Origin of the sequence: Tropicibacter alexandrii (genome assembly GCF_003667315.2) — a bacterium.
Lineage (GTDB): Bacteria > Pseudomonadota > Alphaproteobacteria > Rhodobacterales > Rhodobacteraceae > Tropicibacter > Tropicibacter alexandrii.
This window is the reverse complement of the sequence record NZ_RCTZ02000004.1, coordinates 109011-133924: the sequence shown is the minus strand read 5'-3', so window position 1 is coordinate 133924 and position 24914 is coordinate 109011. Positions and strand designations below refer to the sequence as shown.

The window sequence follows — 24914 nt, the reverse complement described above, 5'->3', positions numbered from 1 at the left end:
GCGCAAACCCACAAAGAAAGGCCCGCCGGAGGACTGGCGGGCCTTTCCTGTTCGCGCCCCTAGAGGGGTTGGGGGCGCGTTATTGCGCGGTGATGGTGGCCATCACGAGGTTGCCGTCGGGCTTGATCGGGCCGTCTTCCTTGGCACCCAGGGTGTATTCGAACACGCCGGTCGCCATCCCGCCCTCTTCGGCGTGGATCATCAGCATCAGCATGTCACCGGCTGCGACCTCTTCCTGAAGGATCGCGGAAACATCGGTGTTCTCACCCTTTTTCAGCGAAGCGTAGCCGACCACCGGGCCGGGCTTCATGTCTTCGCCGGTGCGGTGCACCACCAGCCAACCGTTTTCCGGGGCAATGACGCTTGCGGCGGTGACGGTGCCACCGGACACGTCCTGATCCTCTGCCGAAACGCCGGGGGCCATGCCGTGACCTGCAGCCAAAGCGGCGCTGGCGGTCATTGCGAAAAGGGCGGCGGTAAAGGTCGTTTTCATCATAACTCTCCTGTCTGTCGTTCGGGCTGTTCTGCCCGCTTGCCCCCCTATCCACGGAAGACATCGACAAGGAGTTTCAGAAATTCGCAGTTATTTTTCGCGCGGCCATCTTTTCGTAATACGGCAGTGCCTCGGCGGTCAGGTCGGCAGCATGCCCGGTCAGGTCGGGCAGCGGGCCTTCGGGCCCGGCAAAGCCGGTCGAGGCGTGGACAGACGCGTACCAAACCGGCGCCCAGACCCCGTCATAGGGCTTTGGCCCGGCAGGCCAGCTTAGCATCCGGTCGGTGAAATCCAGCCCGATGGCGTCACACAGGGCGGTCAGCATCGCCCGCGGGTCGGCGCGGATATCGGCGCTGTCGATCACCACGGGGGTCCGGCCCAGCGCCAGAACGTGGTCATACAGCTCCACCTGCGCGGCAAAGCCGATATCGGCGGCGGTCGCCTGCGGGTATTCCTTGGTAAAGCTGGCCACCACGCGGGCCGGGTGCCGGATGAGGAAGACGTTCACGCAATGCTCCATGAACCCGCGCGGTATGCCGTCGATCATGTGCTGGCACATATGCTTGTGATAGGCGTGCTGGTCAGAAATCAGGTTCTGTTCCACCTCAACCGGGCTTTCAGGACGGCTGGCGATGATCTCATCGCGCATCGGGTGATCGAGGCCCGTCAGGCGCAGATACGGCCCGTAGAACGGCTCATCGACACAGGTCATGTCGCCGCGATTGCCAAAGGCATACATCAGCGCCGTCGACAGATTGCGCGGGCCGGACCACATCGCGATCCTCATGGCGTGACGAGGTCCTTGTAGAGCGCGCGCAGGCGTTCCGTCACCGGCCCCATCTGCCCGGTGCCGATCACGCGCCCGTCGATCTCGCCCACCGGGGTCTGCGCGCCGAAGGTGCCGGTCAGAAAGGCCTCGTCCGCGCCATAGGTATCGACCAGCGAGAAATTGCGCTCATAGACCGGGATGTCATTGGCACGGCACAGGTCGATGACCTTTTGCCGGGTGATCCCATTCATGCAGTAATCGCCCGTGCTGGTCCAAACCTCGCCCTTGCGGACGATGAAGAAGTTGCAGGCATTGGTCGTGTTCACGAAGCCATGCACATCCAGCATCAAGGCCTCGTCCGCCCCGGCCTTTTCAGCGGCGATACAAGCGAGGATGCAGTTGAGTTTCGAATGCGAGTTCAGCTTGGGGTCCTGGGTCATCGGCAGGCCGCGCAGATGCGGCACGGTGGCAAGACGGATCGGGCGGGGGATGGAGGGCTTGGAATGCTCCATCAGGATCACCACGGTCGGCCCTTGACGGGACAGGGACGGGTGCTGGAAGGGGCGCGACTTGATTCCCCGTGTGACCATCAGGCGGCAATGCGCGTCAGTGGTCATGTCGTTGGCGCGTTGCGTCTCTATTACAGCGTGAATCAGCTGATCGCGGGTCAGGCCGATATCCAGATCGATGGCCTTGGCCGCCTCGAACAGCCGGTCCATATGCGCGTCGATGAAGGACCAGCGCCCATCATACAGGCGCAACCCCTCCCACACGCCATCGCCCAGCATGAAGCCGGAATCGAAAACGCTGACCAGCGCCTCGGCGCGGGGTTTGAGGGTGCCGTTGATCCAGATCAGGATCGTCTCGTTGCGGGGATCATCCTCCGCCGTATGTGTCGTGACCGTGTCCATGATCCGAGGCTAGGCGCGTACCGCGAGACACGCAAGATCACCATGCGGTGAGCCCCCTATCCTGACCGTCGCCCCGGCGCTAGCGTCAGGAGAAAGAGGAGATTTCACATGAAACATCTGGCATTGATCGCGGCACTGCTGCCCGCCCCTGCCTTTGCCGCCGATCTGTTTGTCGCCGGCGGTTGCTTTTGGTGCGTCGAGGCGGATTTCGAAAAGGTCAAAGGCGTGTCCGAGGTGGTCAGCGGCTATACCGGCGGCACCACGAAGAACCCCGACTACAAGGCCGTGACGCGCGGCGGGACCGGGCATTACGAGGCGGTGCGGATCGAATACGATCCCGGCACGGTCAGCGCCCGGCAGCTTTATGACCTGTTCTTCCGTTCAGTCGATCCGACCGATGCGGGCGGGCAGTTCTGTGACCGGGGCAACAGCTATCGCACGGCGATATTCGTCTCTAACGCTGCGGAAAAACAGGCGGCGCAGGCCGCCAAGGCCGAGGCCGAAAAGGCGCTGGGGAAAAAGATCGTGACGCCCATTCTGGACGCCAAGACCTTTTACGAGGCCGAGGACTACCATCAGGATTACTACAAAGGCGAGAACCGCGTCGTGACCCGGTTCGGCATCATCAAGCAGAAGGACGCCTATAAACGCTACCGCGATGGTTGCCGTCGCGATGAGCGCGTCCGGGAGCTGTGGGGCAATGCCGCGCCCTTCGCCGGTTAAGGGTTGAAGTCCCTGACCTCGCGCAGGTCGGGGATCACATCCGCTGTGCCCAGACGCGTGACCATCAGCGCGGCGGCCTTGGTCGCTTGGGTGATGGCCTGCGCCATGGGCATACCCCGGTCAAGACCCGCCAGCACGTAGCCGGTAAAGGTGTCGCCCGCGCCGGTCGTGTCGACGGGCGTGACCTTGAGCGCGGGGAATTCGGTGGTTTCCGCCGTATCCGTGTCGATCCAGCGGCAGCCCTTTGCGCCGAGCGTGACGATCACATCCTTGACCGGCAACGCCTCTGGCGAAAGGCCGGTGGCCTCGGTCAGTTGCTGGGCCTCGACCTCGTTCAGGAAAAGCAGGTCGATGAGCGGCAGAATCTCTTGCACCCGGGTGGCATCGAAAGGCGCGGCGGCATAGGCGACACGCATGCCGCGGCTCGAGGCCAGTTCGGCCCCCTCGCGCTGGGCATTGGTCTCGTTCTGGGTGACGAAGGTATCGTCAGAGGTGCCGGTGTCGAGCCAGTCGGCGATATGCGCAGGGTCGATGACCTGATTTGCGCCGGAATAGAGAAGGATTGCGTTCTCTCCAGCATCCTCGACAGCGATGATGGCGTGGCCGGTGGGCGTGTCGCCAATGTGGATGCCACGGCTGTCGACGCCATATTCGGTCAGGCGGTCGACGGTCCATTTGCCGTCACCCCCGACCCCGCCGATATGCAACACGCGCGCACCGGCACGGGCGGCGGCGACGGACATGTTGGCGCCCTTGCCACCCAGCCCCTCGGTGACCTCACGCGCGGCCAGCGTCTCGCCCGGACCGGGGAGATGCGGGACGCGATAGACCTTGTCGATATTGATGGAGCCGAGGTTGAAGATCGTCATTGGGGCGGCCTTGAGTAGGATGGGTCATGACCCATCCTACCCGAAGTTTCATCCGACTTTACAGGCAGCAAGCACCGCCATGTTGAGAATGTCGTTCGCGGTCGCATTCGTCGAACAGATCTGGATGGACTTGTCGACCCCGGCGAGGATCGGCCCGATCACCGTCGCGCCCGCCATTTCCTGCATCAGCTTGACCGAAATCGAGGCCGAGTGCCGCGCGGGCACGACCAGAATATTCGCCGGGCCGGTCAGCCTCTGGAAGGGATAGGCCTCTTGCGCCTTGGTGTTCAGCGCCACGTCGACCGTCATCTCGCCCTCATATTCGAACGACACGCCGCGCCGGTCCAGAACACGCGGGGCGAGGTGCATCTTTTCGGCGCGCTCGGAAACCGGGTAGCCAAAGGTCGAAAAGCTGACAAATGCCACGCGGGGTTCCAGCCCCAGATGGCGCGCCACGTCGGCACCGCGTTCGGCGATATTGGCCAGATCCTCCTCGTTTGGCCATTCATGCACGAGCGTGTCGGAAATCAGCACGATCCGGCCCTTGTGCAGAAGCGCGGTGACACCCGCCGCACCGGCCCGCGCATCCGCGTCGAAGACGTGGTTCACCAGTTCCAGCACATGCGCGGACTTGCGCGTCGCGCCGGTGATCAACCCGTCACCATGACCATGCGCCAGCATCAGCGCGCCAAACACATGACGGTCGCGCGCCGCAAGCCGGTGGATGTCCTGTCGGTCCATCCCCTTGCGCTGCAGGCGGCTGTAGAGGAAATCCTTGTAGGTCTGAAGGTGGCGCGAATTGCGGGCGTTCACCACCTCCAGCTCACGCACGGCATCGCCCAGACCCGCCACTTCGAGCTTGGCTTTCACGTCGTCCTCGCGGCCCACGACCAGCGCCTTGCCCAAGCCATTGCGCTGATACATGACAGCGGCGCGCAGGACACGCGGGTCGTCGCCCTCGGCAAAGATCATGCGGGCCTGCGCCGAACGGGCGCGCGTGTTGATCGAACGCAGGATCGAGGCGGTCGGGTCCATGCGGCTGCGCAACCCGGTCTCGTAGGCTTCCATATCGACGATGGGACGGCGCGCGGCGCCGGTGGCCATCGCAGCCCGCGCCACGGCAGGCGGAATGCGGTGGATCAGGCGCGGGTCGAAGGGCGTCGGGATGATGTAGTCGCGGCCAAAGGACAGCGACTTGCCATAGGCCAGCGCAACCTCGTCGGGCACGTCCTCGCGCGCGAGTTCCGCCAAAGCCTGCGCGCAGGCGATCTTCATCTCGTCATTGATGGCGCGGGCATGGACGTCCAAGGCGCCGCGGAACAGGTAGGGGAAGCCCAGCACGTTGTTCACCTGGTTCGGATAGTCCGAGCGCCCGGTGGCGACGATGGCATCGGGGCGCACGTCATGCGCCTCTTCGGGAGTGATTTCCGGATCGGGGTTCGCCATGGCGAAGATGACCGGATTGTCGGCCATGCTTTGCACCATGTCCTGCGTCACCGCCCCTTTGGCCGACACGCCAAGGAAGACATCGGCACCCACCATCGCCTCTTCCAGTGAGCGCGCCTCGGTCACGACCGCATGGGCCGATTTCCACTGGTTCATGCCCTCGGTGCGACCCTGATAGATCACACCCTTGGTGTCGCACATGATGCAGTTGTCGTGACGCGCGCCCATGCTTTTGATCAGTTCGAGGCAGGCAATCCCGGCGGCCCCTGCCCCGTTCAGCACGATCTTGCAGTCCTCGATCTTCTTCCCCGACAGGTGTAGCGCGTTGATCAGACCGGCGGCGCAGATCACTGCGGTGCCGTGCTGGTCGTCGTGAAAGACGGGAATGTCCATTTCCTCTTTCAGACGCTGCTCGATGATGAAGCATTCGGGTGCCTTGATGTCTTCGAGGTTGATGCCCCCGAAGGTCGGCCCCATCAGGCGCACCGCGTTGCAGAATTCGTCGGGGTCCTCGGTGTCCAACTCGATATCGATCGAATTCACGTCGGCGAACCGTTTGAACAGGACGGCCTTGCCTTCCATCACCGGCTTCGAGCCGAGCGCACCCAGATTGCCCAGCCCCAGAACCGCCGTCCCGTTCGAGATCACGGCGACGAGGTTGCCCTTGTTCGTGTAGTCATAGGCAAGTTCCGGATTGGCGGCGATATCCTCGCACGGCACCGCGACGCCCGGCGAATAGGCCAGCGACAGGTCGCGCTGGGTTGTCATCGGGACGGTGGCTTGCACCTCCCATTTGCCGGGGGTCGGTTCGAGGTGAAAGGCGAGCGCCTCTTCGCGGGTGAACTTGGGTTTGGACATTGTATCCCCTGCCGTCGGAAATCTGGTTTTACCTGTGGATCGGCGCCCTTATTGTCACGGCAAATCGCCGGGGGAAAGATACGTGAGCGCTAACAAAGGAAATAAAAATACCGTCACGCCCATGATGGCGCAATATTTGGAAATCAAAGCGCAGTATCCCGACGCTTTGTTGTTCTACCGAATGGGCGATTTCTACGAGATGTTCTTTGACGACGCGGTGGCGGCGTCCGAGGCCTTGGATATCGCATTGACCAAGCGCGGTAAACACGATGGCGACGACATCCCCATGTGCGGCGTGCCGGTCCATGCCGCAGAGGGCTATCTGCTGACACTGATCCGCAAGGGCTTCCGCGTTGCCGTGGGCGAGCAGTTGGAAAGCCCGGAGGAAGCGAAGAAGCGCGGCTACAAGGCGGTCGTGAAACGCGACGTGGTGCGCTTGGTGACGCCGGGCACCCTGACCGAGGAATCGCTGCTGGAAGCTCGGCGGCACAACTACCTGGCCGCTTTGGGCAGGATCAGAGACGATTGGGCGCTGTCATGGTGCGATATCTCGACCGGCGCGTTTCACGTGATGCCTTTGACGCAAGCCCGGATCGGCGCGGAACTGGCGCGGCTGGCCCCGGCGGAATTGCTGGTGAACGAAGGCGTGGACGAGACGCTGCGCGAGGTCTTGGGCGATCTGGGCTATGAGCCGACCGTCTTGGGGGCAGCGTCCTTCGATTCGACGGCGGCCGAGGGGCGGCTGGCGAAGGTGTTCGGGGTCAAGACGCTGGTCTCCTTTGGCGACTTCACCCGGCAGGAACTGTCGGCGATGGGGGCCTTGGTCGATTACCTCGACATCACGCAAAAGGGCCGGTTGCCGATGTTGCGCCCGCCGCGCCAAGAGGCGGTCTCGCGCCTGATGCAGATCGACGCGGCGACACGGCGGAACCTCGAATTGACGCAGTCGATGCATGGCGGGCGCGCCGGGTCGCTGTTGTCGGTGATCGACCGGACGGTGACATCTGGCGGGGCGCGCTTGCTGGAACGGCGAGTCTCCTCGCCCTCGCGCGAGTTGGACGTGATCCGGGAGCGGTTGGAAGCGGTTCAATGGGGCGTCGAAGGGACATGGTCCGACGCGCTGCGCGAGGCGTTGCGGCGGGTGCCCGATCTGGACCGGGCGCTGTCGCGGCTGGGGCTGGACCGGGGCGGGCCGCGCGACTTGGCGGCGGTGCGCAACACGCTTGCGCAGGCGGTGGTGATCTCGGACCGGTTGCAAGCGGTGGAGCTGCCGCAGCTTTTGGGCCGGAACAGAGACTGTTTGACCGGGCATGAGGCCTTGTTGGACGATCTGGAAAACGCCCTGATCGCCGAGCCGCCATTGTTGCTGCGCGACGGCGGGTTCATCGCGCCGGGCTATGACGAAGGCCTTGATGCCGCGCGCGAGTTGCGCGACGAGGGGCGCGGCGTGATCGCCCGGATGCAGGCCGAATACTCAACTGAGACCGGCATCGGCAGCCTGAAAATCAAGCATAACAATGTCTTGGGCTACTTCATTGAAGTGACCTCCACCCATGCGGACAAGATGCATGCGCTGGGGGATCGCTTCATCCACCGCCAGACGACGGCCAATCAGGTGCGGTTCACCACGGTCGAATTGTCGGAGTTGGAGACCAAGATCCTGAACGCGGGCGCCGAGGCGCTGGAGACGGAAAAACGCTTGTTCGACAGACTGAAAGCCAGCGTTCTTGAGGTGGCACCTGAACTGTCGGAACTGGCGCTGGCCCTTGCGGAGTTTGACCTGTCGCTGGGCTTGGCGGAACTGGCGCGCGCGCGGGATTGGTGCAAGCCTCAGGTCGATGACAGCCGCGCGTTTCACGTGGAACGCGGGCGGCATCCGGTGGTCGAGGCGGCGCTGGACAAAGCGGGCGAGCCGTTTATTGCGAACGACTGCGATTTGAACGCGGATGGCGAGGTGGCCAGTGTGACCCTGCTGACCGGTCCGAACATGGCGGGTAAGTCGACCTATCTGCGGCAGAACGCCTTGATCGCCTTGTTGGCGCAAATGGGCAGCTATGTCCCTGCCGACCGGGCGCATGTGGGTCTGGTCAGCCAGATTTTCAGCCGCGTGGGAGCAAGTGACGATCTGGCGCGCGGGCGCTCGACCTTCATGGTCGAGATGGTGGAAACGGCGGCGATCCTCAATCAGGCGGATGAGCGCGCCTTGGTGATCCTCGATGAAATCGGGCGCGGCACGGCGACCTATGACGGGCTCAGCATCGCATGGGCGACCTTGGAGCATCTGCACGAGGTCAACCGCGTGCGCGGGCTGTTTGCCACGCATTACCACGAGATGACCGCCTTGGCTGGCAAGTTGCCGGGGGTGAAGAACGCCACGGTCGCGGTGAAGGAATGGGAGGGCGACGTGATCTTCTTGCACGAGGTGCATGAGGGCGCGGCGGACCGGTCTTATGGCGTGCAGGTGGCGCAATTGGCGGGCCTGCCCAAGGCGGTGATCACCCGGGCGCGGTCAGTTCTGCAAGCGTTGGAAAAGGGAGAACGCGAGCGTGCGTCGCCCAAGGCGCTGATCGACGACCTGCCGCTGTTCAGCGCGGCGGCGGTTCGCGAAACGCCGAAAGCGCCGAGTGGCCCGTCAGACGTGGAAGAAAAACTGGCGACGATCCTGCCGGACGATCTGACGCCGCGCGAGGCCTTGCAGGCGCTGTATGAATTGAAAGCGCTGATGAAGTAGGATGGGTTAAACCCATCCTACTGGATGTTTCAATTCGCGGGCATCGAGCTGACACCGACCTGCGCGGGGCGCAGAAGACGGTCGTGCAGCATGAAGCCCTCGGTCGACACCTGAATGATGTCGCCCGCCTTGGTGCCGGGCAGAGGTGCCTCGAACATCGCCTCGTGCTCTTTGGGATCGAAGCGGTCGCCGACCTGCGGCACGATCCGCGTCACACCGTGGCGGTCGAACACGTTCAGCAGTTCCTTCAGCGTCAACTCGACACCTTCGACCAAAGCGGTCGAGGCATTGCCGTCTTCACGCGCTGCCTGAAGCGCCCGGTTCAAGTTATCGTAAACCGGCAACAAATCCCGTGCGATGCGGGTGCCACCATAGGCCTGAGCCTCTTGCCGGTCCTTGGCCGCCCGCTTGCGCGCGTTCTCGGCCTCGGCCAATGCGCGCATGAACTTGTCCTTGTACTCATCCCGCTCGGCGCGCAGCTCGTCCAGCTCCATCGCTTCGTCGCTGAATTCCTGCGACTCGTAGGCCTCGGTCTCGGCCGCGTCGATATCGTCGAGGAACTCGTCCTTGTTCTCTGCCATCTTTCACCTCTAGCTCCGGTCGGTGATCAGCTTTCCGACCAGTTGTGCCGTGTAGTCGACGATGGGGACGATCCGACCGTAGTTCAGACGAGTCGGACCAATGACGCCCACCGCGCCAATGATCTTTCGGTCCGCGTTCATATATGGAGAGACCACCAGAGAGGAACCCGAAAGCGAAAAAAGTTTGTTCTCGGAGCCGATAAAAATGCGCACACCCTCGCCTTCGTCGGTCAGTTCGAGGAACTCGGCAATGTCCCGCTTGCGTTCGAGGTCGTCAAACAGGCTGCGAATGCGGTCGAGGTCTTCCTCTGGCACATCCTCGCCCAACAGATTCGCCCGGCCCCGCACGATGAGTCGCTCGGACGAATTGCCCTCGCCGTCCCAGACTGCGATTCCCGCATCGATCAGCGCCGTGGCAAGGCTGTCGATTTCCTGACGGCGGCGCTGGATTTCCTCGCGGATGACCTTGCGGAGCTCTGACAGGGTCCGGCCTTCGAGCAGCGCATTCACGAAATTCGCCGCCTCTCGCATCGACGAGGGGGTTTGCCCCGGCGGCGGAGTGAAGACACGGTTTTCCACGTGACCATCTGCAAAGACGATCACCACAAGCGCGCGGTCCGAGGCGAGGCTGACGAATTCGATATGTTTCAGCGGTGCCTCGTGCTTCGGCGTCAGGACCAGCGACGCACCATGTGTCACGCCGGACAGGGCAGAGCCGATCCGGTCGAGCAAGCCGCCGACATCGGTGCTGTTGGACCCGGTGCTGGCGTCCAGCATCTTGCGGTCGTCCTGATCGAGGTCGCGGACCTCCAGCAACCCATCGACGAACATGCGCAGGCCCATTTGTGTGGGGATGCGCCCGGCAGAGACGTGCGGGCTGTCGAGCAGCCCGAGAAACTCCAGATCCTGCATCACGTTACGGATCGTCGCGGCGGAGACCTTTTCCGACAGGCTGCGCGTCAGGGTGCGCGAGCCCACGGGTTCGCCGCTTTCCAGATAGCCTTCGACGACGCGCCGGAACACCTCGCGCGAGCGGTCGTTCATCTGGGACAGTAATTCGCTGGCCTGTGTCGTCATCTCGTGCCTCTTGATGAGGTCATTAAAGACGGCTCGCACGGATCGTCAATCGGGCTTGCACCGGGGGGCGCGGGACAGCTATCCCCGGCGCAACAGAAAAGAGGATAAGCCATGAGACCGTCAGGACGAGATTTAAGCGAAATGCGCGCCGTTTCAATTGAAACGGGCGTGACCAAACATGCCGAAGGGTCGTGCCTGATCAAGATGGGCGATACGCATGTTCTGTGCACGGCCACGCTGGAAGACCGCGTGCCGCCGTTCATCAAGGGCTCGGGCCAAGGCTGGGTGACGGCGGAATACGGCATGCTCCCGCGCTCGACCACGTCGCGGATGCGGCGCGAGGCGACGACGGGCAAACAAGGCGGGCGCACGGTGGAGATCCAGCGCCTGATCGGGCGGGCTTTGCGGGCCGGTGTGGACCGGAACGCGCTGGGGGAACGGCAGATCACCGTGGACTGCGACGTGATCCAGGCCGATGGCGGCACGCGCTGCGCCTCGATCACCGGTGGTTGGGTCGCATTACGTCTGGCGGTGAACAAGCTGCTGAAAGCGCGCGATATCGTGACCGATCCGCTGATCTCGCCCGTGGCGGCAGTGTCTTGCGGCATCTATGCTGGGCAAGCCGTGCTGGATCTGGACTATCCCGAGGATAGCGAGGCGGGCGTCGACGGGAACTTTATCCTGCGCGGCGATGGCTCGCTGATCGAGGTCCAGATGAGCGCCGAGGGCTCGGTGTTTACCCGAAAGCAGATGGACGACCTGATCGGACTGGCCGAAAAGGGCGTGAAGGAACTGGTCGAGGCACAATTGGCCGCGGTGTCCTGATGCGCACGTTCCACGAAAAACGGCTGTTGGTTGCGACCCATAACCAAGGCAAGCTGGACGAGATCAAGCATCTGCTTGAGCCGTTCGGCGTCGAAGTCGTGGGCGCCGCCGAGATGGACCTGCCCGAACCGGTCGAGGACGGCACGACATTCGTCGAGAATGCCCGGATCAAGGCGCATGCGGCGGCCAAAGCGACCGGCCTCCCTGCCCTGTCGGATGACAGCGGCATCGAGATCGACGCGCTCGATGGCGCGCCCGGTGTCTATACCGCCGATTGGGCCGAAACCGGCAAGGGGCGCGATTTCGTCATGGCGATGGGCAAGACCCACGATCGTCTGGTGGAGTCCGGCAAGCCGCAGCCCTGGACCGCGCGGTTCTGCTGTACGCTGGTGCTGGCTTGGCCCGATGGGCATGACGAGGTGTTTCCCGGCGTGATGCCCGGTCAGGTCGTCTGGCCGATGCGCGGCAATGAGGGCCACGGCTACGATCCGATCTTCATGCCCGATGGCTACGACATCACCTTTGGCGAGATGGACCGTTGGGAAAAGAACAAGATCAGCCACCGGGCTGATGCATTCCGGAAATTCGTGGCGGGTTGTTTTGACTGAAAATTGGCAAAGGGGCGGTTTCGGCCTGTACGTGCATTGGCCCTTCTGCGCTGCAAAGTGCCCCTATTGCGACTTCAACTCCCATGTTGTTCCCGCCGTCGACCAGACGCGTTGGGCCCGCGCGTTGGCCTCCGAGGTGCGGCGCGCGGCAGAGGAGACACCCGGGCGGGTGCTTTCTTCGATCTTTTTCGGGGGCGGAACCCCGTCCCTGATGTTGCCGGAAACGGTCGCGGTGGTTCTGGACGCGGCGCGGCAAGGCTGGGTCTGGGCCAACGATATCGAGATCACGCTGGAGGCGAACCCCTCGTCGGTCGAAGCCGAGCGGTTTCGCGGGATCGCCGAGGCGGGGGTGAACCGGGTATCACTGGGCGTCCAATCCTTGCGGGACGCGGATCTGCGCCGGCTGGGGCGGTTGCATGATGTCGCCGAGGCGAAGACCGCGATCCGCGTCGCGCGCGAGACCTTTCAGCGTGTGAGTTTTGACCTGATTTATGCCCGGCAAGATCAGACCCTTGAGGATTGGCGCACCGAGTTGACCGAAGCCTTGTCGATGGGCGTCGACCATCTGTCCTTGTACCAGTTGACCATCGAGCAAGGGACGGCCTTCGGTGACCGCTTCAACGCGGGTCGGTTGCGCGGCCTTCCGGGTGAAGACCTGTCGGCGGATATGTATGAGTTGACGCAAGAGCTGTGTGGTGCCCCCGGGCTGCCCGCCTATGAGATATCGAATCATGCGAGGCCCGGCGCAGAATCCCGGCACAATTTGATCTATTGGCGGTATGGCGACTGGGTCGGCATCGGTCCGGGTGCGCATGGGCGAGTGACCCACGCTCACCAGAGACGAGCGAATGAAGGCTGGAAGCAACCGGCGAAATGGATCGAAGCCGCCGAGGCTGGTACCGGTGATCGTCAGGTCTCTGTCATTGATCCCCAAAATATGGCGGGTGAATACCTCATGATGGGGTTGCGTATCCCTGAAGGTATCGATTTGGGGGTCTTGCACGGCTGGGACCCGCAGATTGCCCCTGAATCCGCGATCCGGGAGTTGGAAGGCCTGGGCTTGGTCTGGAAAACCGAAACGGCCCTCGGGGTTACCCCCGAAGGCCGGCTGGTCTTGAATTCCATCGTGAAGGCGTTGCTGCCCTAGCGACCGAGGCTGAGCAGACCGCACAAAGCGTCCAGCTGCTCCAACGTCTCGTAGGACACGGTGAGCTTCCCATTTTCCTGTCCGGGTTTGTGGTCGATGCTGACCTTCATGCCGAGCGCAGCCGACAGATCGCCTTCGAGGGCTTTCGTGTCTGCATCCTTCTCAACCTTGAAGCTGCCGGACGGTTTTGGCTTGGCCGGGTTGGTCGAGACGACCGGCCCTTTGGCGAGGCGCTCGGTCTCGCGGACCGACAGACCCTTTGCGATGACCTGCTTGGCGAGGTCTTCGGGATTGGTCGCCGTGATGAGCGCCCGCGCATGGCCTGCAGACAATTGACCGTCTGACACCATGGTCTGGATACCATCCGGCAGATTCAGAAGCCGCATCAGGTTGGCAATGTGCGAGCGGCTCTTGCCGAGGGCCTCCGCCAGCTTTTCCTGAGTATGGCCGAACTTGAACATCAACTGTCGATAGCCAGCCGCCTCTTCGATCGGGTTGAGATCGGCACGCTGGATGTTTTCGATGATGGCGACTTCGAGGACTTCCGTGTCGTTGAAGTCGCGGACCAAGACGGGCAATTCGTGCAGTTGCGCCATCTGCGCGGCACGCCAACGACGCTCCCCTGCGACGATCTCAAATTGCTCGGCGTTTTGCGGATTCGGACGCACGATCAAAGGTTGGATGACACCCTTGGCGCGAATCGAATTGGCAAGCTCTTCGAGTTGATCGGGCGTAAAGCTACGACGCGGCTGGTCCGGGTTGGGGACGATTCGCTCGATCGGGATTAGCCGGTCCGGGCGACGCGGGGCGTCGGGCTGGCGCGGTTCCTCAGCCGGGGTAACGTCGGCCATCAACGCCGACAAACCGCGCCCAAGTCCACGTCGTTGATCCTTTTTCTCTGCCATCTTTGCCTCTTGGATTTTGGGACGCCGTCAAGCGGCGAGTTTCTGGTTTTTCTTGAGCAATTCTGCGGCGAGAGCCCGATAGGCGGCAGCGCCCTTGGAGCCGGTGTCATAGGCGAGCACAGGCATGGCATAGGACGGCGCCTCGGACACGCGAACGTTACGCGGTATCACGGCGGAGAAGACGAGATCCCCGAGGTTATCGCGCGCATCGGCCTCGACCTGTTGAGAGAGGTTGTTCCGCGCGTCGTACATGGTGAGAACGATGCCCTCGATGCGCAGATCTGGATTGGCTGTCTGACGCACTTCTCGAATGGTGAGCATCAGCTGCGACAGGCCTTCGAGCGCGAAGAATTCCGACTGAAGCGGCACCAGCACGGAGTGCGCGGCGACCATGGCATTGACGGTCAGCAGGTTCAGAGACGGCGGGCAATCGATCAGGACATAATCGAAACCGTAGGCCTGAAGGCCGGTCTGCCGAAGTGCGTCGTGTAGAAGAAAGCTGCGTTTTTCGTTCGAAATCAGCTCCATATCCGCAGAACTGAGGTCGACCGTGGCCGGAATGAGCGAGAGATTGCGCGTGCTGGTTTCAAGGATAACCTGATCGAGCGCGACATCTTCGAGGAGGAATTCATAGGTCGTGAACTCCCGATCCTCCGGCTCGATCCCGAGACCCGTCGACGCGTTGCCTTGTGGATCGAGGTCGATCACGAGGACTTTCAAGCCTTGCTCGCACAGGGCCGCGCCAAGATTGATCGTTGTCGTCGTCTTGCCAACGCCACCTTTCTGGTTCGCGACGGCAATGATCTTGGCCCCGGACGGGTTCATCGGCTCAGACATGTGCGATATCCTTTATTTCCAGAACGACCGCTTCGGGGTCAGTGACACTTTTATGGCTTTGCCACGAGAATTTCCATTGCGATCCGGCATCGTCGATTTCGTTTTTCCACCCCCGCCCTTTTGGCAGCAGCGCAGTACCACCTTGCCGCAAATGGAGGCTGCAATAACCGAGAAGTCGATCGAGCGAAGCAAGCGCGCGCGCAGACAGAATGTCAGCCCCAAGCGGATCAATCGCCTCGATTCGCTTGGATAAGACGCGTGCGGACAAACCAAGCTCTCGATTGACCGTTCTGAGGAAAGCACATTTCCGCTGATCACTTTCGACCAAAGTGACATTCGTTGTCGGACTTTTCTCGGCAAGGATGGCTGCAACGATCATGCCGGGGAAGCCTCCACCACTACCGAGATCCACCCAGTGCTCCATATCGAAAGGCGAAAATCGCACGATCTGCACTGAATCGACGATATGTCGGCTCCATGCGGTGGCCATCGTGTCAGGGGACACCAAGTTGATCTTCGCGTTCCACTTTACCAACAAGTCGAGATAGGTTTTGAGCCGCTCCAATGTTTCACGTGAAACATCAAGCCCCATGTCGCCAGGCATTTTCATGATGCTTTGCGCTGCCCAGACCGAATTTTGGCCACCAAAAGGGACAAAGCGGCGGGGGTCATCCCCTCGATCCGCGCCGCTTGGGCGATATTTTCCGGTCGAGCTTGATGCAATTTGTGCTGCAACTCATTGGACAAACCGGAAAGGCCATCAAAGACGAAGTCTGCCGGAAACTGAAGGTTTTCATCCTTCCTCAGCAATGCGACGTCCCGGTCCTGTCGTTGAATGTAGTTAGCGTAGAGAGCCTGACGGGCCAACTGGGCCAAAATATCCGAATCAATATCACCAACGGCAGCATTCAACTGGGCGATCGTATCAGGCGTGACATCCTTGAACGACAAGAGTTGATAAGCGGTCCGTCTTGACCCGTCCAAATTCACGTTGATCCCGACCGAGCGGACCTCATTTGGCGTAAACTGCATCGACTCGAGTTGTGCCTGTCCCCGCGCCAATTTCTCCATCTTGTTCGAAAAGACAACGCGACGTCCGTCAGACAAACAGCCAATCCGGTGCGCCAGGGGCGTCAGTCTCTGGTCTGCATTGTCGGCACGCAGGGACAAGCGGAATTCAGCACGGCTGGTGAACATGCGATAGGGCTCTGCAACGCCCTTGGTCGTCAAATCGTCAATCATTACGCCGATATAACTGTCCGTCCTCGAAAACCGAACTGGATCCCGTTCAAACGCGAGGCATGCGGCATTCAGTCCGGCGACCAGACCTTGGGCAGCTGCTTCTTCATATCCAGTTGTGCCGTTGATCTGGCCCGCGAGGAACAGGCCCGCAACATTGCGCAGCGCGAGACGGCTGTCCAAGGCGCGCGGATCCACGTAATCGTATTCGATAGCATAGCCAGGCTGGAGGATCGTGACCTGCTCCAGACCTTTCATCGTGCGGACATAAGCTTCTTGGACATCGACGGGCAAAGAGGTGGAGATGCCGTTGGGATAGATCGTGTGATCGTCCAACCCTTCCGGCTCAAGAAAAACCTGATGAGAAGTCTTGTCGGCAAAGCGCACAACCTTGTCCTCGATCGACGGGCAGTACCTTGGTCCGACACCTTCGATATGGCCGCCATACATCGCCGACCGATCAAGATTGGACCTGATGATATCGTGGGTCTGCTCCGAGGTGTGCGTGATACCGCAAGAAATCTGCCGCGCAATGGGTCGAGAATTCAAGAACGAGAACATGACCGGATCTTCATCGCCGGGCTGCTCATCAAGACCGGACCAATCAATGGTTCGCCCGTCCAATCGAGGGGGCGTCCCGGTCTTCAAGCGACCCAAAGGTAAGCCGAACCCATCGAGCCGATCCGCAAGCCGAACAGACGCATCGTCGCCCATTCGACCACCGGACCTTCGCACGTCGCCGATATGGATCACGCCGCGTAGGAATGTACCGCTCGTCAAGACAGTCGCCTTTGCAGACACCTCGGACCCGTCCGCAAGACGGACACCTGTCACGGTTTCCCCATTCATGAGAAAGTCCACAACCTCACCTTCGAGAAGGTGGAGGTTTGGCGTTACAGCCAATTCTGCCTGCATGGCTTCACGATAGAGTTTTCGATCCGCCTGCGTGCGCGGCCCTTGCACCGCGGGCCCCTTCCGTCTGTTCAGAAGTCGGAACTGGATGCCTGCCTGATCCGCAACACGACCCATGATGCCATCCATCGCATCGATTTCGCGAACCAGGTGCCCTTTCCCCAAGCCGCCAATTGCCGGGTTGCAGGACATGACACCAAAGTCTGCTTTTCTTAGGCTGATCAGCGCGGTTTTGGCGCCCATGCGCGCGGATGCGGCAGCAGCCTCAGTCCCGGCATGCCCGCCGCCAATCACGGCAACATCGAAATCAAAATGTTTCACGTGAAACACTCCTCATTTTCCAATGCAGAAGCTGGAGAATATCTCATCCAGCAAATGTTCTACATCTACGTGACCCAGAAGGCCTTCCAACGACCGAACCGCGACCCGGATATCCTCACTCGCGAATTCGTACATGTCCGGGCCTTGTTCCAGAACCGTTTCCGCACGCGCGAGATAGTCCAAACCTTCTGTCAAAGCCGCCTTGTGGCGCGCGCGGCTGACGAGACTCAGATTGGCCGTACGACCCAAAAGCACGTCTTTCACTCGATCAACCAGATGATCAACACCCTGACCGGTTTTCCCGGAAACCCCAAATCCGACCCCCGGCTGATCAGCCTTTGCCACCGCGACGATGTCACTGTCTTCTACCGTGATCAGGGGCGATTCGCCCACCGGAACAAGATGAATACGTAGATCCGCCTCGGCGGCCCTTTGCCGAGCCCGCTCCACTCCGATCTCTTCGATCTTATCCGTGGCCTCGCGCAGCCCAGCGGTATCCAGCAAAGTTACCGGCAAACCGCCAAGATCCATGCGTACCTCGATCACGTCGCGGGTAGTCCCTGCAATTTCCGAGGTAATCGCCGCGTCCCGACCGGCGAGGTAATTCAGAAGCGTAGACTTTCCGGCATTGGGCGGGCCGACGATTGCGACCTCGAAGCCTGTTTTGACACGTTCCGATACATGCAAGCCGGACAGTTCCGCTGCGATCTCTGCCTTGACGCGGTCAAGCAACCCGGACACTTCATCTGACACATCAACCGGCACATCTTCGTCCGAGAAATCGATGGTTGCTTCCAGCAACGCAGCCGCCCGGATCAAGTGCAAACGCCAGTCTCCAACCTTCTGACCCAGCGCTCCCGATAGAACGGTCAAAGCGTGTTTGCGCTGGAATTCCGTTTCGGAGTCGATCAGGTCCGCCAAGGCTTCGACCTGGGTCAGGTCAAGCCGCCCGCTTTCCATCGCGCGTCGAGTGAACTCTCCAGGTTCCGCCACACGCAATCCGTCGATCCGGCCCAGCATATCGAGAACCGCCTGAACAACGGCAACGCTGCCATGGACCTGAAACTCGACGACGGACTCCCCGGTAAAACTGGCCCCCGCTTCGAATACGAGAACCAAGGCCTCATCAAGAAAGCCCCCGTTCAAGTCGTGCAACCTCCGCACCACCGCGCGGCGTGGCGCAGGAACATCACCGCACAACAGGCGCGCAGCTTCGAATGCCGACTGTCCAGACAGCCGAACGACGGAAACCCCGGCCTTGCCCGGGGCACTCGCCAAAGCGAAAATCGTGTCCATCACGACATCACTTGTTCATGGATTCAAAGAATTCAGAGTTGGTCTTGGTCTGTTTGAGACGCGTCAGAAGGAATTCGATCGCATCCGTCGTCCCCATGGGGTTCAGGATACGCCGCAGAACGAAGGTCTTCTGAAGATCGCCCTTGTCGACCAGCAAGTCTTCCTTACGCGTACCGGACTTCAGGATATCCATCGCCGGGAAGACACGCTTGTCCGCAACCTTCCGATCCAGCACGATCTCGGAGTTGCCGGTACCTTTGAACTCTTCGAAGATGACCTCATCCATACGCGACCCGGTATCGATCAAGGCCGTCGCGATGATCGTCAGGGACCCGCCCTCCTCGATATTCCGCGCAGCCCCAAAGAACCGCTTCGGACGTTGCAACGCGTTGGCATCCACACCCCCCGTTAGCACCTTACCAGAGGACGGCACCACAGTGTTGAACGCTCTACCAAGTCTGGTGATCGAGTCCAAAAGGATAACCACATCTCGTTTATGTTCGACCAGGCGTTTGGCTTTTTCGATGACCATCTCGGACACGGCCACGTGACGCGTCGCAGGTTCGTCGAAGGTCGAGGAAATCACCTCCCCCTTCACGCTGCGCTGCATGTCGGTCACTTCTTCAGGACGCTCGTCGATCAGCAAAACGATCAGGTAACACTCGGGATGGTTATTCTCGATGCTCGTCGCAATATTCTGCAGAAGAACGGTCTTACCAGTCCGCGGCGGTGCCACGATCAGCGAACGCTGCCCTTTGCCGATCGGCGCGACCAGATCGATGATCCGGGCCGAACGATCCTTGATGGTCGGGTCTTCGATTTCCATCTTCAGCCGCTCGTCGGGATACAGCGGCGTCAGGTTGTCGAAGGCGATCTTGTGGCGCGCCTTCTCGGGGTCCTCGAAGTTGATCTGGGCCACCGTGACCAGAGCAAAGTAACGCTCTTCATTGTCCGGCGCCTTGATCTCGCCCTCGATCGTATCCCCGGTGCGCAGCGAATACTTCCGGATCATATCGGGCGATACGTAGATGTCATCGGGGCCCGGCAGGTAGTTCGCCTCGGGCGACCGAAGGAAGCCAAAGCCGTCCTGCAACACTTCCAGAACGCCATCCCCGAAAATGACCCAACCTTCATCGGCGCGCTCGCGCAGAATCTGGAACATCATCTCGCCCTTGCGCATGGTCGAGGCGTTCTCGATCTCCAGCTCCTCGGCCATCGCCAAAAGGTCCTTCGGGCTCTTCGCCTTCAGGTCCGCGAGATCCAGTCTTTCTTCGGTCATGGTCATGACATACCCTTTGCCGGCCTGAACGGCCTGGTCGATCGTCTTTCCGGGAAACAGCCTCAGAACAGAAGCCTGCCTGTCCCTACCTCACGTCCCTTCCTCGAGTCAATCGCCCTGCCCGGCCTCGGGTCTTTCTTAAAAAAAGAAAAGGATTTAGAAAGGATTTTGGTTTAGTTAGGGCAGACCCGATCCAGTGGATTAATTGTTTGTAAACGATTTTGCCCACAGCGTTCATGACTGTGAACAACTCCTTTCCATGCGCCACCTGTCCTTGGGAAGGCCCTTGGGTTTCAATGCTTTCCTGAGTTGTCACGTTTCCCACAACGGGTGGATAGCTCTGGATTCCCACATCGCCCGGCGCTCGAAAGTTGTTCTTTCCCACACGGGCAAATCCGTCCTGAGAGCTTGGTGAACCACCCGGGTTATCCTCAAGCTTGCAACCCATGGCGTTTTTCCTCAGAAACATGAGAAGCCAGCCAACAGGGAAATCCCCGAACTTGTCCCCATGTCTTTTGACTTGATCCTCGCTTCCGGGTCTCAGATCCGCGCCCAGATGCTCGAAAATGCCGGTCTCGCGTTCCGCGTCGAATCGGCTCGGGTCGATGAAGAGGCGATCCGCCTCGCCCTTCAGGCCGAACAGGCGACTCCCCGCGACATTGCCGATGCCTTGGCCGAAGCTAAGGCACAAAAGGTTTCGGGAAAGTTACCGGCGGCCCATGTTCTGGGATGCGACCAGGTGCTCGACTTCGAGCATCAAATTCTGTCCAAGCCCGAGACCCGCGAAGAGGCCGCCGACCAGTTGCGCGCGCTGCGGGGCAAGACACATCGTCTTCTCTCGGCTGCCGTCCTCTATCATGAGGCCAAGCCGATCTGGCGTCACGTGTCGACAGCCCGCCTGACCATGCGTGGCTTTTCCGATGACTATCTCGACGCCTACCTTGATCGGAACTGGCCCGATATCGGCAGTTCCGTGGGAGGCTACAAGCTCGAGAAGGAAGGCGTGCGCCTGTTCGCGCATGTCCAGGGCGACCACTTCACGGTGCTCGGCCTGCCCCTGCTCGAATTTCTCAACTACCTATCGATAAAAGGCTCCATTCCGGCATGACTCTTGCACGCATCCCCTTGGCCGGGGTCATTGGCTCTCCGGTTGCGCATTCCCGCTCGCCGCGCCTGTTCGGGCACTGGCTTCGCAAGTATGGTCTGCCGGGGCATTACATCCCGATGGATATCGCGGTGGACAAGGTTGAAACGTCCCTGCGCGCCCTGCCAGATCTGGGTTTTGTCGGTGTGAACGTGACGATCCCGCACAAGGAACAGGTGCTGCAGATCGCCGATCACGTGTCGGACCGCGCGCAAAAGATCGGCGCAGCGAATACGCTGGTCTTTGCCGAGGATGGCAGCATTCACGCAGACAACACCGATGGTTACGGCTTCATCGAGAACCTCCGCCAGAACGCGCCTGACTGGGACCCGGTCAAGGGTCCGGCCGTTGTGTTTGGCGCCGGTGGGGCCGCGCGCGCGATCCTCGCCGCGCTTCTGGACGTGGGTGTGCCGGAAATCCGTCTGACCAACCGCAGCCGCGACCGCGCCGACAGGCTGGCGGATGTATTTGGGGATCGGGTCATAGTGCATGACTGGGTTCAGGCTGCAAACGTGATCGAGGGCACGGCGACGGTGATCAACACGACGTCACTCGGGATGACGGGCAAATCTGAATTCCGCGTGCCGCTCGATGCGCTGGAACCGGGCATGTTGGTGACGGATATCGTCTATACTCCGCTGCAAACCCGCCTGCTGCGCGAGGCGACCGAGGCTGGGTGCACCACCGTCGATGGGCTTGGCATGTTGCTGCATCAGGCGGTGCCGGGGTTCGAACGCTGGTTCGGCCAGCGGCCCGAGATTGACGAGGCCACGCGGGCGGCGGTCCTGCGATGAGGTTCAAGCTTGGCCTGACCGGTTCCATCGGTATGGGGAAATCGACGACGGCAAGAATGTTTGCCGAGGCCGGTTGCGTCGTCTGGGATGCAGATGCAGCCGTGCATCGTCTCTATTCCACCTCGGGTCTGGCCGTTCAGCCCATGGCAGAGGCCTTTCCCGCTGCGATCCGCGACGGCGAAGTCAGCCGAGACGTGTTGCGAGGCATCATCGCGGTTGACGCCACCGCCCTGCCCCGGATCGAAGCCATCGTGCATCCCCTCGTTGCTCAGGATCGCGCTGAGTTCGTCGAAGCGCACAGTGACGCCATCGGCGTGTTCGACATTCCGTTGCTGTTCGAAAACGGCGGCGATGCGGCAATGGATGCGACCGCATGTGTCTCTGTTTCACCTGAAATCCAGCGGGAAAGGGTATTGGCCCGCGGTACCATGACGGCGGACGACCTAGAGCGTATCCTCGCCCGCCAGATGCCGAATGACGAAAAGTGCCGCCGCGCGACATGGCAAATCGAGACCGACACGCTTGACCATGCCCGCGCGCAGGTTCAGGACATCGTCAGACAGATCGAGGAAAGGCTTTCCCATGCGTGAAATCGTACTCGACACGGAAACCACCGGGTTCGAGCCGGATCAGGGTGACCGTATCGTCGAAATCGGTGCGGTCGAACTGTTCAACCATATGCCGACCGGGCGGACCTATCACCAGTATATCAACCCGGAACGCGACATGCCCGAGGGGGCGTTTGGGGTTCACGGCATCGGTCCCGACCTGCTGGCTGTACCGCGCCCGCCCAATCCGGGCGAGGTGACGCTGAAGGACAAGCCGGTTTTTGCCAAGGTCGGTCGGGCCTTCCTTGATTTCATCGGGAGTGATTCGACGCTGGTCATCCACAATGCCAGCTTCGACATGAAATTCCTCAATGCCGAGCTCCGCTGGATGGGTCTGCCATCGATCGAAAATGGTCGCGCGCTCGACACGTTGGGCATGGCGCGCAAGAAATTTCCCGGATCCCCCGCAACGCTGGACGCGCTGTGTCGTCGCTTTGGCATCGACAACTCGAACCGCACGCTGCATGGCGCCTTGCTCGACTCCGAAATTCTGGCCGAGGTTTACCTTGAACTGATCGGCGGCAAGCAGCCGGATTTCAATCTGGCGGCGGCGCAGGAAAGCTCGACTTCTGGTGAGATAGAGACGCATTGGCGGCCGAAACCCCGCCCCACACCCCTGCCCGCGCGGATCACGGAACAAGAAAAGGCGGCCCATGCCGCCTTTGTCGAGAAGCTGGGTGAAGAGGCGATCTGGGTGAAGTTCCAGACCGCCTGATCTGACTCAGTTCGCGGGCGCTTCGGCCTGCTGCGCCTGCGCGCGGCGGGCCAGCTCGTTGCGATACAGCGCGAGGAAGTCGATCGTTTCGAGGTTCAGCGGCGGGAAGCCACCGTCACGCGACACATCCGACACGATGCGGCGCACGAACGGGAACAGCATGCGCGGGCATTCGATCAGCAAGAAGGGGTGCAGCTGTTCGTCGGGCACGTTCTCGATCTGGAAAACGCCGGCATAGTCCAGTTCCAGCAGGAACAGGTGGTCGCCCGAGCCCTTGGATTTGCTGTCGACCTTCAGCTTCATCACCACTTCGTACTGGTTCTCGGCGGTGCGCTTCTTCGCGTCGAGATTCACCTGAACCTGCACGTCGGGCTGAACCTCGCCGGTCACGCCTTTCTGCGACAGGATGTTCTCGAAGGACATGTCGCGGATGAATTGCGCGAGGATGTTCATCTTGGGGGCGGCGGCCTGCTGGGGCGCTTCGGCCCCACCGTTAGTCTCGGTCATTCTCTAAGTCTCCCATTGAAATCTTGGCCAACGGATTAGCAGCCGCTTGCGGGTTGCTCAATGCCTCGTCCAGCCGGAACCCGGGTGATTGGGGTTTTTGCCCGGGGGAACCTCGGTAAATTCACCTTCGATCACGTCGCTTGGTCGATCCTGACGGGGATCGTGCGGCTTGGGCTGCGGGGTGGGACCCATCTGGAACCGGGTCACAGTGACGCGCTTTCGGATATATTGGTAAACGGCTTTGCGCACCGGCGGCGCAAGCAGGGCAAAGCCCACGGCGTCCGTAAAGAACCCCGGCGTCAGCAGAAGCGCGCCGGAAAACAGGATCATTGCCCCGCTGGCCAGTTGCTCGGTCGGGTCGTTCAGCTCGGAAAAGCTGCGGCGCAGGTCGTTCAGGGCCATGCGTCCCTGCTGTTTCACGAGAAACGTACCCAGAATGGCGGTCAGGATCACGATGCCCAGCGTCGGCCACAGGCCGATCAGGCCCCCGACTTGGATGAAAAGCGCGATCTCGATCAGCGGCACGGCCAGAAAGGCGAGAAACAGCCACATGTTGCAGGTCTCCTTATATCCCCGCTCCGGTGGACTCACCGGGATGCAACACCTACATAGGAAGCCAAGACTTGTTTTTCCATCCACGCCCCAAAAGAGGTGCCGATGAACTCGACCATACTGGAACTGGTTGTCCTGGCCGGGATTGCAGTTTTTCTCATACTGCGGTTGCGCAGTGTTCTGGGGACCCGAGACGGTTTTGAAAAACCGCCGGCACCTGCACCCGCGTCGCGGCCTGACCGGCAACGTGACTTTGACGTGATCGAAGGGGGACCGGATCACGACATCATCGATCACGTGCCCGAGGGCAGCTCTGCCGCGAAGGCGCTGGCCGAGATGAAGCGCATCGAGCCGTCCTTCAACGTGGGTGAGTTCCTGTCCGGGGCGCGCGGTGCCTACGAGATGATCCTCATGGGCTTCGACAATGGCCAAATCTCCGATCTGAAGCCGTTCATCGCCGAAGATGTCTATGAGACGTTCGAGCAGGTCATCGCGCATCGCGAGGAGCAGGGGCTTCGGATCGAGGCGGAATTCATCGGCGTGCGCGACATGAAGCTGTCGGACGCGACGTTTGACCCGCAGACACGCCGCGCCGAGGTGACGGTGTCCTATGTGGGCGAACTGACTTCGGTGGTGAAGAACGCCGAAGGCGAGATCGTCGAGGGCGATCCCCGCGCGATCAAGAAACAGAAAGATGTCTGGACCTACGCGCGCATCATGGGTAGCGATGACCCCAACTGGCAGCTTTCCGCCACGGACGAATGACC

At 61.1% G+C, this 24914-nt stretch carries 25 protein-coding genes; 10 read left to right on the top strand and 15 right to left on the bottom strand.

What is annotated here, in order from left to right:
* Positions 1–79: 79 nt before the first annotated feature.
* The 3 genes from D8Z78_RS06890 to D8Z78_RS06880 all read right to left on the bottom strand — a co-directional run bounded on the left by D8Z78_RS06890 (position 80) and on the right by D8Z78_RS06880 (position 2173).
* A complete protein-coding gene (locus D8Z78_RS06890) occupies positions 80–496 on the bottom strand; it encodes a DUF7282 domain-containing protein (protein WP_420824306.1) in 417 nt (138 codons plus the stop codon).
* Positions 497–569: 73 nt separating this feature from the next.
* The gene (locus D8Z78_RS06885) at positions 570–1280 is read right to left on the bottom strand and encodes a sulfotransferase-like domain-containing protein (protein ID WP_121629404.1); all 711 of its coding nucleotides are present in this window, start codon (positions 1278–1280) and stop codon (positions 570–572) included.
* A complete protein-coding gene (locus tag D8Z78_RS06880; RefSeq protein ID WP_121629403.1) occupies positions 1277–2173 on the bottom strand; it encodes a D-amino acid aminotransferase in 897 nt (298 codons plus the stop codon). Before D8Z78_RS06880 ends, D8Z78_RS06885 begins: the two co-directional genes overlap by 4 nt.
* A 108-nt stretch (positions 2174–2281) precedes the next feature.
* Between D8Z78_RS06880 and msrA the strand changes: the two genes are divergently transcribed.
* The gene (gene msrA, locus D8Z78_RS06875; protein ID WP_121629402.1) at positions 2282–2896 is read left to right on the top strand and encodes a peptide-methionine (S)-S-oxide reductase MsrA; all 615 of its coding nucleotides are present in this window, start codon (positions 2282–2284) and stop codon (positions 2894–2896) included.
* Here the strand turns inward: msrA and D8Z78_RS06870 are convergent.
* Entirely contained in the window at positions 2893–3765 is an 873-nt protein-coding gene (locus tag D8Z78_RS06870) for a ribokinase (protein ID WP_121629401.1), read from the bottom strand. The two genes, msrA and D8Z78_RS06870, sit on opposite strands and share 4 nt — an antisense overlap.
* Before the next feature lie 48 nt (positions 3766–3813).
* Positions 3814–6069 (bottom strand): NADP-dependent malic enzyme, encoded by a 2256-nt coding sequence (locus D8Z78_RS06865; RefSeq protein ID WP_121629400.1) that lies wholly within the window; start codon positions 6067–6069, stop codon positions 3814–3816.
* 121 nt (positions 6070–6190) lie between these two features.
* On the opposite strand from D8Z78_RS06865, the gene mutS reads away from it, so the two are divergent.
* A complete protein-coding gene (mutS, locus tag D8Z78_RS06860) occupies positions 6191–8800 on the top strand; it encodes a DNA mismatch repair protein MutS (RefSeq protein ID WP_121629399.1) in 2610 nt (869 codons plus the stop codon).
* Between the two features lie 29 nt (positions 8801–8829).
* Here mutS and D8Z78_RS06855 read toward each other — a convergent pair whose 3' ends face one another.
* On the bottom strand, positions 8830–9381 hold the full coding sequence (locus tag D8Z78_RS06855) for a nucleotide exchange factor GrpE (protein ID WP_121629398.1): 552 nt from the start codon (positions 9379–9381) through the stop codon (positions 8830–8832).
* 9 nt (positions 9382–9390) lie between these two features.
* Positions 9391–10458: a heat-inducible transcriptional repressor HrcA gene (gene hrcA, locus D8Z78_RS06850; protein WP_121629397.1), complete on the bottom strand. Its 1068-nt coding sequence runs from the start codon at positions 10456–10458 to the stop codon at positions 9391–9393.
* Between the two features lie 111 nt (positions 10459–10569).
* On the opposite strand from hrcA, the gene rph reads away from it, so the two are divergent.
* The 3 genes from rph to hemW are packed head-to-tail and all read left to right on the top strand — an operon-like array spanning position 10570 to position 13038.
* Positions 10570–11283, top strand: a complete 714-nt coding sequence (gene rph, locus D8Z78_RS06845) for a ribonuclease PH (protein ID WP_121629396.1) — start codon at positions 10570–10572, stop codon at positions 11281–11283.
* Positions 11283–11891 carry an RdgB/HAM1 family non-canonical purine NTP pyrophosphatase gene (gene rdgB, locus D8Z78_RS06840; protein ID WP_121629395.1) on the top strand — a complete coding sequence of 203 codons (609 nt, stop codon included), beginning with the start codon at positions 11283–11285 and terminating at the stop codon, positions 11889–11891. Before rph ends, rdgB begins: the two co-directional genes overlap by 1 nt.
* Positions 11854–13038, top strand: a complete 1185-nt coding sequence (hemW, locus tag D8Z78_RS06835) for a radical SAM family heme chaperone HemW (protein ID WP_121629394.1) — start codon at positions 11854–11856, stop codon at positions 13036–13038. Before rdgB ends, hemW begins: the two co-directional genes overlap by 38 nt.
* On the opposite strand, the gene D8Z78_RS06830 is transcribed toward hemW, so the two are convergent.
* From D8Z78_RS06830 to rho, 6 genes are read right to left on the bottom strand one after another with little or no spacing between them, the layout of a single operon-like run.
* Complete coding sequence (locus D8Z78_RS06830; protein WP_121629393.1) at positions 13035–13943, bottom strand: ParB/RepB/Spo0J family partition protein; 909 nt, start codon at positions 13941–13943, stop codon at positions 13035–13037. The two genes, hemW and D8Z78_RS06830, sit on opposite strands and share 4 nt — an antisense overlap.
* A 27-nt stretch (positions 13944–13970) precedes the next feature.
* Positions 13971–14780 carry a ParA family protein gene (locus tag D8Z78_RS06825; RefSeq protein ID WP_121629392.1) on the bottom strand — a complete coding sequence of 270 codons (810 nt, stop codon included), beginning with the start codon at positions 14778–14780 and terminating at the stop codon, positions 13971–13973.
* Positions 14773–15390 carry a 16S rRNA (guanine(527)-N(7))-methyltransferase RsmG gene (rsmG, locus tag D8Z78_RS06820; RefSeq protein WP_121629391.1) on the bottom strand — a complete coding sequence of 206 codons (618 nt, stop codon included), beginning with the start codon at positions 15388–15390 and terminating at the stop codon, positions 14773–14775. Before rsmG ends, D8Z78_RS06825 begins: the two co-directional genes overlap by 8 nt.
* Positions 15387–17252: a tRNA uridine-5-carboxymethylaminomethyl(34) synthesis enzyme MnmG gene (gene mnmG, locus D8Z78_RS06815; RefSeq protein WP_121629576.1), complete on the bottom strand. Its 1866-nt coding sequence runs from the start codon at positions 17250–17252 to the stop codon at positions 15387–15389. Before mnmG ends, rsmG begins: the two co-directional genes overlap by 4 nt.
* A gap of 12 nt (positions 17253–17264) precedes the next feature.
* Entirely contained in the window at positions 17265–18548 is a 1284-nt protein-coding gene (mnmE, locus tag D8Z78_RS06810) for a tRNA uridine-5-carboxymethylaminomethyl(34) synthesis GTPase MnmE (protein ID WP_121629390.1), read from the bottom strand.
* 7 nt (positions 18549–18555) lie between these two features.
* The gene (rho, locus tag D8Z78_RS06805) at positions 18556–19827 is read right to left on the bottom strand and encodes a transcription termination factor Rho (protein WP_121629575.1); all 1272 of its coding nucleotides are present in this window, start codon (positions 19825–19827) and stop codon (positions 18556–18558) included.
* Between the two features lie 508 nt (positions 19828–20335).
* Here rho and D8Z78_RS06800 point away from each other — a divergent pair.
* Genes D8Z78_RS06800 through dnaQ form a run of 4 tightly spaced genes read left to right on the top strand, consistent with a single transcriptional unit; the run spans position 20336 to position 23088 of the window.
* Positions 20336–20935: a Maf family protein gene (locus D8Z78_RS06800; RefSeq protein ID WP_121629389.1), complete on the top strand. Its 600-nt coding sequence runs from the start codon at positions 20336–20338 to the stop codon at positions 20933–20935.
* Positions 20932–21765, top strand: a complete 834-nt coding sequence (locus tag D8Z78_RS06795; protein ID WP_121629388.1) for a shikimate dehydrogenase — start codon at positions 20932–20934, stop codon at positions 21763–21765. Before D8Z78_RS06800 ends, D8Z78_RS06795 begins: the two co-directional genes overlap by 4 nt.
* A complete protein-coding gene (gene coaE, locus D8Z78_RS06790; RefSeq protein WP_121629387.1) occupies positions 21762–22355 on the top strand; it encodes a dephospho-CoA kinase in 594 nt (197 codons plus the stop codon). The genes D8Z78_RS06795 and coaE overlap by 4 nt, the downstream gene beginning before the upstream one ends.
* Positions 22348–23088, top strand: coding sequence for a DNA polymerase III subunit epsilon (dnaQ, locus tag D8Z78_RS06785; RefSeq protein WP_121629386.1), 741 nt, complete (start codon positions 22348–22350; stop codon positions 23086–23088). Before coaE ends, dnaQ begins: the two co-directional genes overlap by 8 nt.
* Positions 23089–23094: 6 nt before the next feature.
* On the opposite strand, the gene secB is transcribed toward dnaQ, so the two are convergent.
* On the bottom strand, positions 23095–23595 hold the full coding sequence (secB, locus tag D8Z78_RS06780) for a protein-export chaperone SecB (protein ID WP_121629385.1): 501 nt from the start codon (positions 23593–23595) through the stop codon (positions 23095–23097).
* Between the two features lie 57 nt (positions 23596–23652).
* Positions 23653–24147 carry an FxsA family protein gene (locus D8Z78_RS06775; protein WP_121629384.1) on the bottom strand — a complete coding sequence of 165 codons (495 nt, stop codon included), beginning with the start codon at positions 24145–24147 and terminating at the stop codon, positions 23653–23655.
* 105 nt (positions 24148–24252) lie between these two features.
* Between D8Z78_RS06775 and D8Z78_RS06770 the strand changes: the two genes are divergently transcribed.
* Positions 24253–24912 carry a Tim44/TimA family putative adaptor protein gene (locus D8Z78_RS06770; RefSeq protein ID WP_121629383.1) on the top strand — a complete coding sequence of 220 codons (660 nt, stop codon included), beginning with the start codon at positions 24253–24255 and terminating at the stop codon, positions 24910–24912.
* The last annotated feature ends 2 nt before the right edge of the window (positions 24913–24914 follow it).

Excerpts from the sequence above, each read along its gene's own strand:
- D8Z78_RS06890 (WP_420824306.1), bottom strand. The coding sequence starts at position 496 with ATGATGAAAACGACCTTTACCGCCGCCCTTTTCGCAATGACCGCCAGC.
- D8Z78_RS06885 (WP_121629404.1), bottom strand. The coding sequence starts at position 1,280 with ATGAGGATCGCGATGTGGTCCGGCCCGCGCAATCTGTCGACGGCGCTG.
- D8Z78_RS06880 (WP_121629403.1), bottom strand. The coding sequence starts at position 2,173 with ATGGACACGGTCACGACACATACGGCGGAGGATGATCCCCGCAACGAG.
- msrA (WP_121629402.1), top strand. The coding sequence starts at position 2,282 with ATGAAACATCTGGCATTGATCGCGGCACTGCTGCCCGCCCCTGCCTTT.
- D8Z78_RS06870 (WP_121629401.1), bottom strand. The coding sequence starts at position 3,765 with ATGACGATCTTCAACCTCGGCTCCATCAATATCGACAAGGTCTATCGC.
- D8Z78_RS06865 (WP_121629400.1), bottom strand. The coding sequence starts at position 6,069 with ATGTCCAAACCCAAGTTCACCCGCGAAGAGGCGCTCGCCTTTCACCTC.
- mutS (WP_121629399.1), top strand. The coding sequence starts at position 6,191 with ATGATGGCGCAATATTTGGAAATCAAAGCGCAGTATCCCGACGCTTTG.
- D8Z78_RS06855 (WP_121629398.1), bottom strand. The coding sequence starts at position 9,381 with ATGGCAGAGAACAAGGACGAGTTCCTCGACGATATCGACGCGGCCGAG.
- hrcA (WP_121629397.1), bottom strand. The coding sequence starts at position 10,458 with ATGACGACACAGGCCAGCGAATTACTGTCCCAGATGAACGACCGCTCG.
- rph (WP_121629396.1), top strand. The coding sequence starts at position 10,570 with ATGAGACCGTCAGGACGAGATTTAAGCGAAATGCGCGCCGTTTCAATT.
- rdgB (WP_121629395.1), top strand. The coding sequence starts at position 11,283 with ATGCGCACGTTCCACGAAAAACGGCTGTTGGTTGCGACCCATAACCAA.
- hemW (WP_121629394.1), top strand. The coding sequence starts at position 11,854 with ATGCATTCCGGAAATTCGTGGCGGGTTGTTTTGACTGAAAATTGGCAA.
- D8Z78_RS06830 (WP_121629393.1), bottom strand. The coding sequence starts at position 13,943 with ATGGCAGAGAAAAAGGATCAACGACGTGGACTTGGGCGCGGTTTGTCG.
- D8Z78_RS06825 (WP_121629392.1), bottom strand. The coding sequence starts at position 14,780 with ATGTCTGAGCCGATGAACCCGTCCGGGGCCAAGATCATTGCCGTCGCG.
- rsmG (WP_121629391.1), bottom strand. The coding sequence starts at position 15,390 with ATGAAAATGCCTGGCGACATGGGGCTTGATGTTTCACGTGAAACATTG.
- mnmE (WP_121629390.1), bottom strand. The coding sequence starts at position 18,548 with ATGGACACGATTTTCGCTTTGGCGAGTGCCCCGGGCAAGGCCGGGGTT.
- rho (WP_121629575.1), bottom strand. The coding sequence starts at position 19,827 with ATGACCGAAGAAAGACTGGATCTCGCGGACCTGAAGGCGAAGAGCCCG.
- D8Z78_RS06800 (WP_121629389.1), top strand. The coding sequence starts at position 20,336 with ATGTCTTTTGACTTGATCCTCGCTTCCGGGTCTCAGATCCGCGCCCAG.
- D8Z78_RS06795 (WP_121629388.1), top strand. The coding sequence starts at position 20,932 with ATGACTCTTGCACGCATCCCCTTGGCCGGGGTCATTGGCTCTCCGGTT.
- coaE (WP_121629387.1), top strand. The coding sequence starts at position 21,762 with ATGAGGTTCAAGCTTGGCCTGACCGGTTCCATCGGTATGGGGAAATCG.
- dnaQ (WP_121629386.1), top strand. The coding sequence starts at position 22,348 with ATGCGTGAAATCGTACTCGACACGGAAACCACCGGGTTCGAGCCGGAT.
- secB (WP_121629385.1), bottom strand. The coding sequence starts at position 23,595 with ATGACCGAGACTAACGGTGGGGCCGAAGCGCCCCAGCAGGCCGCCGCC.
- D8Z78_RS06775 (WP_121629384.1), bottom strand. The coding sequence starts at position 24,147 with ATGTGGCTGTTTCTCGCCTTTCTGGCCGTGCCGCTGATCGAGATCGCG.
- D8Z78_RS06770 (WP_121629383.1), top strand. The coding sequence starts at position 24,253 with ATGAACTCGACCATACTGGAACTGGTTGTCCTGGCCGGGATTGCAGTT.